Genomic DNA, 13,919 nt, shown 5'->3' on the forward strand with positions numbered 1-13,919 from the left:
CGGCACCATCGCCGGCGGCGCCGGGGAGCGCGGCTCAGGGCGTCGGCGGCGGCGTCGGGAACAGGCTGGCCAGCGGGTTGCTGTAGGTCTTGCTGGGCATGCACGTGGGGCCGGGGGTCTTCATGAGGTTGGCCTCCATCTCACGGAAGCCGTTGGCCGGGTCGACCTTGGCCATGGGGAGGTAGATGTAGAGCTGGACGCCGGCCGGGATGGCGCTGGGGCGGATGGTCAGGACGTGCTTGAGTCCCTCGCTCTCGATGTTCCAGCCGTGGGTGGCGAGCCAGTCCGGGTTGCCGTCGCCGTCGCCCGGCGGGTCGGCGGGGCTCTCCGGCTCGGGGGCGTGGCAGTTGGGCTCGCCGGCGTAGACGTGGGTGCGGGCGCCGAGCCGGTCCAGGTCACGCTGCAACTGGGCCGCGTCGACCGGCTTGTACGACTCCAGGACGGTCAGCCTGACGAGGTCGTCGCCGCCGCTCTGCAGGGTGTACGCCGCGTTGGTGATGTCGCCCAGCACCTGGCTCCCGGCGGTGGCACCGGCACTGCCGGGCGTGGACGTGACGGGGCGGCCCGCCGTGGCGGTGAACGCGATCCCGGCCGCGGCGGCGGCCAGGCCCAGCGGGAGCGCCACCCGCACGGTCAGGGTCCGTCGCCTGGCCGCGCGCCGGGATTGCTCGGTCACGGTGTCCATCAGATGCTCCTTCAGCAGGACATGGCGGTCGCGAGGGAGCTCCGGATCGGCCACGGCCGGCAGCAGCCGGGCCAGTTCCTCCCGCTCGGTCTGCCGAGACCGGGACTGGGGGGTGGCGTTCATCGGATCGTCTCCTTGCTCGACCGGACCGCGAACCCGCGGTCACCTGCTACCTGTCCGTCGGCAGCCGTGCGTTGCACGCCTTTCTCCGAGGCGGTCTTCCGGGAGGCCGCCAGCTCCTTCGCCGCGAGGTCCCGCAGCCTGCCGCGGGCGCGCGACAGCCGGGAGCGGACCGTCCCGACCGGCTTGCCCAGCGCTTCGGCGACGGCCGCGTGGTCCATGCCCTCCCACACGCACAGGGCGAACACCTCCCGCTCGGCCGGGCGCAGCTGTTCCAACGCGGCTTTGGTGGCGGCGAGTTGCTCGGTATCGGCGAGCCGTCCTGCCAGCTCGGCGGCGAAGTCCGGGACCACCTCGCGCGGCGGCAGTTTCGCGAGCGCCCGCTGGTGCCGCCGGGCGGCCCGGCGGATGTTGCGGATGACGTTGGTGGCGATACCCAGCAGCCAGGGCCGGAGGCTCTCGCCCTCCTCCTCGACCTTCGCCCGCAGCCGCCAGGCCTCCAGGAAGGTCAGCGAGACCACGTCCTCGGCGACGGTCCGGTCACCGGTCATCCGGACGGCGTGCCGGTACACCGCGCGGGCGTGATCCTCGAAGATCTGCCCGAACGCCACCGCGTCCCCGGCCCGTATCCGGGCTCGAATCGATTTCTCCACACCGCGTCCTGTCCGCCCGCCCACCACCGTTGCCGTGATCCGCACCACACGGCGGCCGGGCGGTGCCGCGCGGTCGACGGTACTGGCAGCAGGGCCCCCACCCGGCGCAGGCAGGTCCAGCCCTCTGCGAACCCACGGAGGGCCGGACCGCGTTCAGGGCCACGGGACAGCATCCTGGTCAGAGCACGCCGGCCGCCCGGAGCCCGCCATGAAAGTTTTCTTCTGATGCCAGGTGAAAGAGAATTGACGGTACGTCAGATGAACTGGGCGAGGGAACCCGGCCCACCCGGGGACCGCCGGCGCTGCCAGAACGGGCGGCTGTGCCACCGCTCCTCGCCGATGTGGATCTGGCGGTGGCCGTACCGGTAGGCGTCGAAGGTCTCGCCCAGCCGCGCCGCGTAGCCGTCCAGCGCGCCGGCCTCGCCGCGGAGCCGGGCGTCGATCGCCTGGCCCGCGCAGAGACCCGAGTAGAGGGCGGTGAGGATGCCCTGCGAGGAGAGCGGGTCGAAGGCGATCGCCGCGTCCCCGGCCGCGATCCAGCCCTCGCCGGCGAGCGGCTCCAGCCGCGCGGTGTGCGCGGCGCAGCGGCGCGGTGAAGCCCCCGCGAGGGGCGAGCGGCCGACGGCGAGCCGGGCCGTGTGGCGGGTGGCGGCGAGCCGGTCGAGGAAGGCCCCGGGGTGGCCGAGGCCGGGCGGGGCGAGGTCGGTGTCGGTGAAGTAGGTGACGAGCCGGTGGGCGGGGGTGTGGGGCGCGGTGTACCACCAGCCGTCGGGGGCGGACTCGACGAGCGAGGCCCCCTCGCTGTCGGCGGGGCCGGCGGTCAGGCGCAGGTGGACGGCGATCAGCCGGTCGTAGCGGTGGCGGCGGGCTCCGCACCTGGTCGCGAGCGAGGCGCGGCGGCCGGTGGCGTCGACCAGCCACCGGCAGCGCACCGGGCGGGCCGCACCGTCGGCGCGTACGGTCACCTGCCATCCGCCGCCGGGGTGGGGGGCGGGGTGGGTGACCGTGGCGCGTTCGGCGACGTCCGCCCGGTGCGTGCGGACGGCGGCGCGCAGCAGGCGGTCGAAGGCGGGCCGGTCGAGGTGCCAGCCGTGCCCGTACGGGTCGGTGATGAAGTCCGTCCGGTGCAGGTGCGGTGAGCCCCAGGCGGAGAGGGTGGCGCGGCAGGGGCGGTGATCGGCGTCGAGCGACCGGATGTCGACGCCGAGGTCGTGGAGGAGCAGCCGGGCGGCGGGCACGAGGGACTCGCCGGTCTTGGACGGGCCGCCGCCCGCGTCGGCGAGCAGGACGGTGCGTCCGGCCCGGGCCAGGGTGAGGGCGGCGGCGGCGCCCGCCGGGCCACCGCCCGCGACGACGGCGTCGTACCGGTCGGTCCCGTACCGCTCGGCGTACGGACCGTCGTACAGGTCGGCGTACGGGTCGGTGTCCGGGTCGGCATACGGACCGGCGTACGGGTCGGTGTCGTACCGGCGGGCCGTGCGGCTCTCGGTGGGCGCCGCCGCCGTGGTCACCGGGTGTCCCGGAACGGGTCGACCTTGGCGAGGTAGCCGGCCGAGATCTCCTCGGGTCGGAACACGCTGGTGCGGGCGACCTCGTCGGCCGCGTGCTGCTCGACGGTGGCGCGCTGCTCCTCGGCCAGCCGGGGGTGACCGGCCTCGCGCACATGGATGTTGACGAGGTTCTGGCGGTCGTCGACCGGGCCGAGCGAGGGGTCGGGCGTGGACTCCACCAGGATCGCCTTCGGGAACTTGTCGTCCACCGTGTAGGGGTTGGTCTCGACGACGCCGAACTTGGACCAGTTGTCGACCATGTTCCGCAGGCCGGTCTGCTTGTCCGGGCTCAGGAACCGCAGCCACACCGCCCGCTTCACGAAGGCCTCTTCACGCCGGTCCTCGGTGATGGTGCCGTTCGGGGCCTGGTTGACGATGTCGAAGTCGGTCTTCTTCAGGACGTGGTTGGGCACCCGGGCCGGCCAGAAGGACGGCAGGTAGGGGCTGTAGCGGGGGCCGATGTTGGCCCGGAGTTCGTAGCCGGAGCGGCAGCTCGCGGTGTCGGTCTGCCAGGGGACGCCCATCCAGCGGGTGAGGCCGCCCGGCATCTGGGCGTGCAGGGGGCCGTTGGCCGACAACGCGCGTTCCGGCAGGAGGTACTGACCGTAGTCGGGTTCGGGATCGTCGCCCGGGCGGTGGCTGATCCGGAACGGCTCGGCGTAGAGGGTGTCGTGGCGGATCGGCCAGGTGACCTCGCAGCCGGGGTGGAAGGCGTCGGCGAGACAGTAGTCCAGGGCGGCCCGGTCGAGCAGCCCGGGCTGCAACTCCACGGGAGCGCCGTCCAGCGACTGGTAGGCGGTGTGCTTCGTCTTGTCGTCGAAGTTCCCGTCCACCCACTGGGCGAGCATCTGGTCCTGGGTCGTCGTCAGGACTCCGTACTGGCGGGGGGACTTCGCGGGGACGGCCATGGCGTCCCCGTAGAGCCAGGGCCAGGGCAGCGGGGACAGGCCGTCCCGGTCGTAGCTGCGCATCTGGTAGTACACGCGCTGGCGGAGGTCGTGGTACTGGTCCTTCTTGCTGCCGAGGACGGCGAGCAGTCCGGGCGAGGTGAAGTCGTTGGGGCCGTTCCAGCCGTACTCGGCGGCGAAGCCCTGGTTGACCCACTGGTGTCCGTTGAACCGCTGGAGCAGCGGCTTGATGTGCTCGTCGAAGACGACCGTGGTGGGGGCGGGCAGGTCACCGGTCTGGACGAAGAGGTCGTACAGCAGGTCGTGGAGCGTCACGATGCCCTTGACGTCGGGCGCGTAGTTCGGGGGTGCGACCACCACCCAGGCCGGTTTCACCTCCACCGACGTGCCGTCGATGGTGACCTCGGCGGTCACCGGACCGTCGGAGATGTCGTCGTACCAGCCCTCGTTGTTGCCGAAGGTGGTGAGCGGGGACGGCGGGCTGGTGAACGAGGCGGAGCTGCCCCTGCCGCCCAGGACGACGAGCCGGCCCTTGTCGTCGGTCCGCAGCTCTCCCAGGTGGACGGGGATGTTGTTGATCTTCCCGGTGTCGAAGCTCTGGCCGCTCCGGCCCGCGCCCGTGATCGTCCGGGGGCCCGGGTCGATGGTCAGCACGTCCCTGGCGAGCGCGTTGTTGCGCCGTTCGTACTGGTCCTGCGACAGGCTCTGGGCCTCGGGGATGTCCAGCGCGAGCGAGAACTTGTACCAGGCCGCCTTCCGGTTGGCCAGGTGGACCGTCCACTCGACACCGGCACCGCCCTGTCCGTCCAGGATCTCCCGGACGACCTTGCCGTCCTTGTCGTAGCCGTAGACGCGGAAGCGCGCCGCCTGCCGTTTGATCCTGCCGGTGCCCTCCTTGTAGGAGCCCGGGCTCCTGGGCGGCTCGTCCGGTGTCTCCGGTCCGTAGAAGAACGTGTCACCGTTGCCCACCCGCGCGACACCGATCGCGGGGTGGATCTTCACATAGGCAATGGCGGTCATCTGGCTGGCTCCTGGAAGCTCGCGGGCTCCGGCGGGACGACGGGGCCTCGGACGCGGACGCCCCGGGGTCGGGCGGTGGCCGGCGGCCGCTTCGGGCGGAACCGCCGGGGTCCGTACCGCCGGTTTCGCGCCCTCCCCACCGTGGGAGCGCGTGGGCCGCACACCGGCTGACGGGTGCACGAAGGGATGCCGCGCGGGGATGTCCGCGTCTCCAGCATGTGACCGGGGCCATCGCCCGTCACGCCGGGTACGCCCAATCAAGGGAGCCGGCGTTCGAATGCCCGGTCGACGCCGGCCCCCGCCCCCGCACGCCGGGGGCTACGCCGCCCACGCCCCGGCCGGACGCGGCGAGGCCTCGGCGGAAGCGGCCAGCCGGTCGAGCATGGCGCGGGCGGCCGCGGTGCGGCGGTAGGGCGCCAGGCAGGCGCGGAGCAGCTCCAGGGCGGCTGTCACGCGGGCCGAGCGCAGACAGGGATAGTCCCGGCAGAAACCCTGCGCGGTGACGCAGGCCGCCTCGATCAGGCCGACCCGGATCTGGAGTTCGGCCAGCCGGGCCGCGGTGAGGGCGCGGGAGCGCCGCTCGGACGGCGGGTGGTGGCGGAGGGACCGCTTGAGGGCGCCGATCGCACCGGTGACGTCGCCGGTCGAGGTCAGCACCTCGGCCTGATGACGGGCCAGTTGGGCCGGATGGTAGGCACCGGGGCCACTGTCGCCGGGATCGGCTTTCGCCAGGTGGCGTTCAGCCTCGCGCAGCTGGGCCAGCGCGCGGTCGCGGTCCCCGTTCGCCGCCGTGGTCACGGCGAGTTGGCCGATCAGGAAGGCGGCCGTCATGTGGGCCGTCCAGCTGTGCTGTTCGGCGGCGCGCTCGGCGAGGAGGTGGGCCTCGCGCAAGTGGCCCAGACCGTAGGCGTGTTCACTCATACCGCGAAGCACGATCGCGCCGGTGACACCGTCCCCGCTCTCGCGGGCCAGGCCGAGGGAGGCGAGCTGGTAACGGCGGGCAAGCCCGTGCAGGTGCTCGTCGGAGCACATGGACCCGGCGAGGCAGACCAGCAGCGCGGCGGACGACAGCAGGCGGTCGGGAACGGTCGCGGCACGGTGGGTCCGCAGCCACAGCGTGACGTCGCCCGCCAGATAGGCGACCAGGGCGGTACGGGTGTGGCCGCCCCCGAAAGCGGCGTCCGCCCGGGAGAACATCGCGGTCATCGTCTCCACCATCTCGGCCCGCGACAGCCCGAACCGGGTACTCGGCCCCGGCCGGTTCCTTGCCGCCGGCCTCGCGGGCGTCTCCTCGGCCCGGCTGGGCGCGGCGAGTTGGATCTCGTGGTAGACGGTGTGACGTAACGCCGGGCGACGGGCGGGATCGGCGTCGGCAGCACACAGTTCGACCAGCTGGCGCACGCCGCACCGGTCGCCGAGGACCGGAACCGCACCCTCCGGGGCGGTGAGGCCCGTGAGACCGGTCAGGCCGGTCTCCGCGATCGCGACCGGTCGCCCGATCCGGCGGGTGAGCACCTCGGCGACCAGTACCGCGATCCGCGCGGGCGGCCGGGTACCGGCCAGCCAGCGGCACACCGCGGCCCGGCCGTAGGTGAGCACCAGGCCGCTCTCCCGGCCCGCGCCGTTGACGGCCTCGGCCAGACCCCGGCCCGTCCAGGAGGCCTCGTCCAGCAACGCGCGCAGCCGGACGTTGGGAGGGCGTGCGGTCATGGCGTTCTCCCTGCTCGGGCACGGCCCGCCACCCTTCGCGGCGACCGGAGGAGGCAACGACCTCAAGAGCGCCTCGCCGCTCGAACCGCCGATATGAAAGGGGTGCCGGGCCCCGGGCGGCAATCCGCCGGACCCGGCCTGGAACGCCGTCCCGCACCCGGCCGATTTCACAAGTTCACAACATGCAACGCCCTCAACGTATCCGTCCGCCGAACTCCTTGTGCCCGGGTGGCCGCCGCCGTCTACTGGCAGGTATCGACCCTCGGAGGAGGAGCGGCCCCGGCGGACGGAGAACGCACCGTTCGAGCGTCCTCCCGTACAGCATCTGCGTGGGCTACCGGTCGCCCGGGGCGATCCACTGCTCTCCCCTCTGCCCCAGTGCCCGGTATTCAGGAAAAAGCGGAGTCCGAAATGGCGAGATCCGCATGGATGTTCACCAGTCCGGGGGCGCACCTGGCAGGCGCCTTCCGGCCACATGCCAACGGGATCCAGGAGCATCGCATGCTCCTGAAGGAGGTGGACAAGGCCGCCGCCGAGTACGGCTGGGGGCCGGTCTCGCCACTGCTGCTGCAGAGCACCGACGCCCGGATCCCCAGGACCCCCGAGGGCCCCGAGACTCCCGAAGGCCCCGAGCACCTGTGGCTCGGCTTCTACTCCACCTCCCTCGTGCTGGCCGACATCCTCGAACAGGCCGGTGTCCGCGCCGATGTCCTCCTGGGACACAGCAGCGGCGAGGTGACGGCGCTGGTCGTCGCGGGTGCGCTCGGCGTCGCGGACGGTGCGCGGCTGCTCTGCGAACGGTTGAAGGCCGTGACCGAGGCAGACCTGCCACCGGGCGCGATGCTCGCCCTCGACACCGATGTCCACCGGGCGCGGCACCTGTGCGGCGCCGCGGGCGACGGCTCGCTGACCGTCGCCGTCGACAACGGCCCCCGCCAGGTGGTGGTCTCCGGGCGCGCCGACGCCGTCGACGTGGTACGGCAACTGGCCGGGACGGCCGGGGTGAAGGCCACTGTGCTCGGCATTCCCGGCGCCTACCACAACCCGATGCTGGCCGCGGCGGCCCACCGGTTCGCGCTGGCCACCGCGGATGTGCCGATCCGGCCACCCACGACGCCGGTGTACTCGCCGCAGCTGGGCCGGTACCTGTCCAGCCGGGCGGAGGTCCGGGAACTGCTGGACGGGTTGCTCATCCTGCCCGTCGGCTTCCGGGAGACGTTGACGCGGCTGTACAGCGACGGCGTCGCGACGTTCGTCGAGTGCGGTGCCCGCAGTGTGCTGAGCGACCTGGTGTCCGCGAATCTTCCGGCCGGTGCGAGCGCGGTCCCCCTCCTGCCCGGACGGGCGGCGGCGTCGGTGCTGCGCGAGCGCGTCGGGTCGCTGCTCTCGGGGGACGGGGCCGTCGACGCGAAGCCCGTCGCCCTCGGGGCACCGGCCGACGAAGCCCCGCCGACACCGGCCGGCCCGGTCCTGCCCGCGTCCGAGCCGCCGGGCACCGCACCCGCAACAGCCGGCACCGCACCCGGACCGGTGCCTGATCTCACGCCTCACCCGGGTGCCGTGCCCGCGGCCACAACCGCCGAGGCCACGGACGCAGAGTCCGCAGCCGCCGGGCTGCCTCCGCACGACGAGCTCGTCACGCGCATCCGGCAGGTCTACGCCGACGCCCTCCAGTACCCCGTCGAGGTCATCGAGGAGGACTCCGAGCTGGAGGCCGAACTGGGGGTCTCGTCCCTCAAGCACACCCAGGCGTTCGTCCGTCTCCTGGACCTCTTCCGCCTGCCGACGCCGCCCGAACAGGTACGGGTCGCCTCCTACCGCACCGTCGGCCAGGTCGCGGAGCTGCTCCGGCAGCTCGCGGCAGGGCGACCGGCGGCCGAAGGTGACGGATCATGACATCGCGTACCGGACCTGCGGACCGCTCGGTCGCGGTTGTCGGGATGGGGGCCGTCGCACCGGGCGCGAACAGCCCCGAGGAGGTGTGGCGGGTCCTCACCTCGGACGAGCGCCGGTTCCGCCCGCCGGTCCGCTTCGACGGGGACCTCATCCACTCACCGGACCCAGAGGCCGAGGACCGCACCTTCGGCCGCGACGGCGGGTACATCTCCGGGTTCCGCCCCCATCCCGTCCTCGCCGCCGAGATCGAGCGCGGCGACTGGGGGCCGAGCGACAGCGAGGTGCTGTGGCTGCGGCACTGCCTGCTTCAGGCGCTGGACGGCGCCGGCCCGCGCCCCGGCCGGCGCGCGGGCTGCTACGTCGCGACCTGGACGGGGGCCACGCTGGCCGCCGAGGACACCCTGCTGGCCTCGTACCTGGCACGCCACATGGCACGTGGACTGGCCTCGGGGAGCGCCGCCCGCACCGCGTACGAGCAACGGCTGCTCACCCGGCTGCGTGGCCGCTACACCAACGCGAGCCCCCGCCCACGTCTGGTACTGCCGGATCTGGTGGTGCGCCGGGCGGCGACCGGGCTGCTCCCCGAGGACAGCGACTGGCTGGCGGTCACCGCCGCCTGCGCCTCCTCCCTGTACGCCGTCGACCTCGGCATCGCGAGTCTGCTGGCCGGTGACTGCGACATCGCCTACTGCGGATCGCTCAACGGCATCGGCCGGCTCATGGCGGTCACCGCGGCCAAGTTCCAGGGCATGTCCGGGAGCGGGGATGTGCGGGCCTTCGACGCGAACGCGGACGGCACGCTGTTCTCCGAGGCCGCCACCATGATCGCCATCAAGCGGTACGACCGGGCCGTCGCGGACGGCGACCGGGTGCTCGCGGTGATCAGCGGCACGGGTCTGGCCACCGACGGACGCGGCACGACCATATCCACGCCCCACCCCGACGGGCTCCGCCGCGCCATTACGCTTGCCTGGGCCGACGGCACGGTGACGGCGGACGACGTCTCGTGGGTGATCGCACACGGCACCGGCACACTCAAGGGCGACCAGGTGGAGATCGACGGCCTGGTGGACGCGGCAGGGCCCGGCCGGTGCCTGCTGTGCACCTCGAACAAGTCGCTGCTCGGACACGCCGCCTGGGCGGCCGGCGGCCTCTCCGTCATCCATGCGGTGAAGGCCCTCGAACACGGTACGATCCCCGGCCAGCGCCGGTTCACGACCCCGCACCCGGCACTCGCCGGTACGTTGGTACACGTACCGACCGGGGATGTCAGCTGGCCCGCCGGGGACCGGCCGCGGGTGGTCGGGATCAGCGGATCCGGAGTCGGCGGGGCCAACGCCCACCTGCTGGTCCGTGACCGTCCGCAGGCCCCCGCACACGACGGGTCCCGGCCGCAGCGGGAACAGGACGACCCGCTGGTGCTCACCGCGTGGAGCGCCTGGCTGCCCGGCCGGCCCGAGCCGGAGGACGTGCACCACTGGCTCGCCACCGGCGAGGGCCCGCCCCCGCACGGCTTCGGGGACGCCTACCCGGCGTCGGACTTCGCCGCGACCCGGCTGCCCCCGGTCGTCACCGACGTCATCGACCGCAGCCATCGCATGGCCCTGGACGTCGCGCACCGGTTCGTCCTTGAGCACGGCGAACTGTGGGACGGCCTGCGGGAGGACACCGGCATCCTGTCCGCCCACTACGGCCCCTCCGAGAGCTGGGCCGACGCCACCGTCCGCGCGGCCTCGGGAGACCTGGAGGCCGTGCCGTGGAACGACGACGAGCAGGCCGCCTTCGACGCGGTACTGGCACAGGTACGCGCCAGGCAGCGGATCACCGACGAGTCGCTCACCGGCAGCGTTCCCGACCTGGCCGCCTACCGCATCGCCAACCGCTGGGACCTGCACGGCCCCACCATGTCCATCGACAGCGGCGCCACCTCGGCTCTCACCGCCCTCCACGTCGCCGCGCGCCACCTGCGGCAACGACGGATGAAACTGGCCCTGGTACTGGCGCTGAACAGCTCCACCACCCCGGAGACCGCGGACTTCACCGAGTCCGACCGGGCCCGGCTCGCCGAAGGCGCCTTCCTGCTCGCCCTCACCCGGGCCTCGGTCGCCCGCGAGCGGGGCTGGCCCGTGCTGGCCCACCTCACGACGACCACACTGCGTGAGGCGAACGACACCGCCCGGCCCACGGCGGACAGCCATGACTACCTGGGCGCGCAGGGCGCCGTCGAGCTGCTGCGCCGCCTCGTCCGCGGCGAACGGGCCGAGTCGGTCGGCGCCTCGCCCGGCCTGCTCGTCACGCTCACCCCGCCCGGCTCCCGGCAGCACGACGGCGATCCGGCACGCAGCAGCCGGGGCGCGATCGCCCTGCGGCGCAGCGATGCCCGGCCGGCGGCCGAGGCGGGAGCGGCCGTCCCCCCGTCGTCCGTGATACTGGTGGGTTCCGCGCGACTGGCCGCGCAACTGGCCGGCACGGCCGCAGCCGCGGGCGCCCTGCTGGTGAGCACCGATCCGGCCACCCCGCCCTCCGTCGCCGCGGTGGTCCCGGAGATCACCGACGAGTCGAGTGCGGACGCCGTCCTCGACCGGATCGCCGCCCAGCGCCCCGACATCCGCGTCTTCGCCGCCGTCCACCGCCCCGTCGAGGACTGGTACCTCCAGGACCCGGCCCTGGACCGACTGCTGGAATTCGCTCTGCTCGCCGCCAAACGCTGCGGTGAGCGGCTGACCCGGGGAAGCTTCGCCGTCACCGTGCTCGATCCGCTCCCCGATCTCCAAGTCCACCCCGACAGCGCGCAGTTCACCGGATTCGTCCGCGCCCTGGGCTGGGAGATCCCCCGGGACCGGGCCTTCGCGCTGGTCACCGACGCACCACTGGACGGCGCGCTGCACGAGCTCGCCGCCGAGAGTGCCGCAGACCGCGACGCCCCGGTGGCGTACTACCAGGGCGGGCTGCGGCACACCGAACTGCTCTGCCCGGCCCCGCTGCCCGTACCGGGCCCCGGCGATCCGGTGGACGCGCTGGGACCGGAGCCGGTGGTCGTCGCGGTGGGCGGAGCCCGCGGCATCGCCGCCGTGGCCCTGGCCGAACTGGCCCGCAGACACCGGCCGGTGATCTGGCTCCTCGGCCGCAGCGACCCCGGCTCCGTACCGCCGGAACTCCTCGACGCGGCGGACGGCGACGAGGCACAGCTGCGCGCCGACTTCATCCGACGCGGCACCACCGAGCGCCCCGGGCCCCCGATCGCGGAACTGAGCCGCACCTTCGACCGGAACTGGCTCGCCCGGGAGGCCGCCACGAACCTGCGCCGACTGCGCAGGCTGTGCGGTGCGGAGCGGGTCCACTACCAGCAGTGCGACATCACCGACCGGGCCGCCGTGGAGCGGGTGGTCGCCACCATCACGTCCCGCCACCCGCGGATCGACCTCCTGCTGAACTCGGCGTTCAGCCAGGAGTCGGCCCAGTACACGACGAAGACACTGGCCGGCTTCCGGCGCGTCAAGGACACCAAGATCGCCGGATACCGCCACCTCAAGGCGGCGTTCGCCGCCGCGCCGCCCCGGCGCTGGTGCAACTTCGGGTCCTCGATCGTGCTGTTCGGCCTGCCCGGCGAGACCGACTACACGGCGGGCAGCGAGTACCTCGCCGCCGCGGCACGCTACGAGTCCCGGCTCCTCGGCGGTACGGCCGTGACCGTCAACTGGGGCCTGTGGGAGGAGGCCGGATCGGCCGCCGCCGAGGCGACCCGCCAACGCCTGGAGCGCACGGGAGTACGCACCGGGGTGAGCAACTCCGAAGGCTGCGCCTACTGGCTCTCCGAACTCGTCTCGGCCCGCCCGGCCGAGCCCGCCCCCGTCTACACGACCGGATACGACCGGCAGATCGCCGAGCGCCGCTTCCCCCGGGTACTCGCGACCTTCGACACCGCCGACGCCACCGACACCGCCGATACCCGCGGCGTCCCGGCCGGCCTGCTCGGCGAACCCGTCGAGACATCACCCGGCCGGGCACGCTGGGACTGGGCCCTGAGCCCCGGGCACGACCGCTACCTCCTGGAGCACCTCGTCGACGGGCGGCCGACACTCCCGGGTATGGCCATGGTGGCCATGGCCGCCGAGGCCGCAGGCCGGCTCCACCCCGGAATGCCGGTCCGCCAGCTGCGCGACATCCGCTTCCAGGAGTTCGTCCGGGCCGATCCACGCACCCCGGGCCCCACCAAGTACCGCATCGTCGCCGAGGACACCACCGCGCAGGACTCCGCCACCCACCGGACCGTCCGGGTCCGCGTGCTCTCCGATGTGCGTACCCCGGGCGGCCGGGTGCTGCGTTCGGACCGCTGCCATGCCACTCTCGAGGTGCTGCTGGGCCCCCCGCAGGAGCCACCACCGCACTGGGACACCCCGCCCCTGGCTGCCGGGACCAGGCAGACCGACCCCCTCTGCCGCTCCGACTCACCGATCCGCCTGACCGGAGTCTTCCGGAACACGGTCGACATCCTCGCCGACGAGGAACGGGCCGAGGGGCGCTTCCAGCCGCTGCTCGCCCACGAGGACGCCTTCAGCCACGCCGTCCTGCCCGTCCTGCTCCTCGACGCCCTCGGCCGTACCTGCTGTTTCCGGCTCACCGGTCCCGGCAAGGTCGCCGTGCAGGCCCCGACCGGCATCGACCGCCTGGACATCCGCACTCCCGGCCCGGACAGCGAACTCGCCACCCACCACCCGGCGGGCATCGGTCTGCACGGAGAGCTCACGCAGGACCGGTACACCGCGTTCGCCCCCGACGGCACCGTCCTCGCCCAAATCACCGGCCTGCACTGCCAGGTCTTCGCCACACTGGACGCGGTGCTCCTGCCGGACCGCGGACACCCGGACACGGAGGTCGCACCATGACTCCGGAAGCGGCCCCGCCCCGCCCCGCCCCAGCACAACTCCGCTGGTACGAGATGGAGCACATCGTCACCTTCGGCGAGACCAGCGGCGCCGGCTTCGTCTATTTCGCCCATCTCTTCAGGTGGCAGGGCGAATGCCGTGAGCGCTTCGGCTGCGCCTACTGCCCCCGCTACATGGGCGGTCTCACCGGTGAACTCACCATGCTCACCTCCTCCGCCTCCTGCGAGTACCTCGGGGAGATCTGGGCCGCCGACCGGATCCTGGTGCGGCTCACCATCCCTTGGGTGCGACTGCACTTCATGAAGGGCGACTTCGCCTTCTACCGGACCAGTGAGGGCCGGGAGGACCTGGTCGCCCGCGGCGAGCAGATGTGGGCCAACGTCCACCGCGACGGCAGCACCTTCGCCCCTGCCCCCTGGCCCGCGGAAATCCTCGACGCCTGCGCGCACTTCGGGACAGATCTGACCCGCGCTCTCACCTAGGAGTCCGGC

The 13,919-nt window shown here is 73.2% G+C and carries 8 protein-coding genes; 3 read left to right on the forward strand and 5 right to left on the reverse strand.

Annotation, left to right across the window (positions count from 1 at the left end; translation table 11 throughout):
• Positions 1–34: 34 nt before the first annotated feature.
• The 5 genes from ACIO5D_RS26550 to ACIO5D_RS26570 all read right to left on the reverse strand — a co-directional run bounded on the left by ACIO5D_RS26550 (position 35) and on the right by ACIO5D_RS26570 (position 6,646).
• Positions 35–808, reverse strand: coding sequence for a hypothetical protein (locus tag ACIO5D_RS26550; protein WP_400798197.1), 774 nt, complete (start codon positions 806–808; stop codon positions 35–37).
• Positions 805–1,458: an RNA polymerase sigma factor gene (locus ACIO5D_RS26555; RefSeq protein ID WP_400655888.1), complete on the reverse strand. Its 654-nt coding sequence runs from the start codon at positions 1,456–1,458 to the stop codon at positions 805–807. The genes ACIO5D_RS26550 and ACIO5D_RS26555 overlap by 4 nt, the downstream gene beginning before the upstream one ends.
• Positions 1,459–1,712: 254 nt before the next feature.
• A complete protein-coding gene (locus tag ACIO5D_RS26560) occupies positions 1,713–2,969 on the reverse strand; it encodes an NAD(P)/FAD-dependent oxidoreductase (protein WP_400761151.1) in 1,257 nt (418 codons plus the stop codon).
• On the reverse strand, positions 2,966–4,936 hold the full coding sequence (locus ACIO5D_RS26565; RefSeq protein ID WP_400655883.1) for a LodA/GoxA family CTQ-dependent oxidase: 1,971 nt from the start codon (positions 4,934–4,936) through the stop codon (positions 2,966–2,968). The genes ACIO5D_RS26560 and ACIO5D_RS26565 overlap by 4 nt, the downstream gene beginning before the upstream one ends.
• 318 nt (positions 4,937–5,254) lie before the next feature.
• Positions 5,255–6,646, reverse strand: coding sequence for a hypothetical protein (locus tag ACIO5D_RS26570; protein ID WP_363608046.1), 1,392 nt, complete (start codon positions 6,644–6,646; stop codon positions 5,255–5,257).
• 501 nt (positions 6,647–7,147) lie between these two features.
• Between ACIO5D_RS26570 and ACIO5D_RS26575 the strand changes: the two genes are divergently transcribed.
• The 3 genes from ACIO5D_RS26575 to ACIO5D_RS26585 are packed head-to-tail and all read left to right on the forward strand — an operon-like array spanning position 7,148 to position 13,910.
• Positions 7,148–8,542, forward strand: a complete 1,395-nt coding sequence (locus tag ACIO5D_RS26575; RefSeq protein WP_363608047.1) for an acyltransferase domain-containing protein — start codon at positions 7,148–7,150, stop codon at positions 8,540–8,542.
• Complete coding sequence (locus ACIO5D_RS26580) at positions 8,539–13,428, forward strand: SDR family oxidoreductase (RefSeq protein ID WP_400798201.1); 4,890 nt, start codon at positions 8,539–8,541, stop codon at positions 13,426–13,428. The genes ACIO5D_RS26575 and ACIO5D_RS26580 overlap by 4 nt, the downstream gene beginning before the upstream one ends.
• Positions 13,425–13,910, forward strand: a complete 486-nt coding sequence (locus tag ACIO5D_RS26585) for an acyl-CoA thioesterase (protein WP_400655873.1) — start codon at positions 13,425–13,427, stop codon at positions 13,908–13,910. Before ACIO5D_RS26580 ends, ACIO5D_RS26585 begins: the two co-directional genes overlap by 4 nt.
• The last annotated feature ends 9 nt before the right edge of the window (positions 13,911–13,919 follow it).

The organism is Kitasatospora sp. NPDC087315 (genome assembly GCF_044744345.1).
In the GTDB taxonomy this organism is placed as follows: Bacteria; Actinomycetota; Actinomycetes; order Streptomycetales; family Streptomycetaceae; genus Kitasatospora.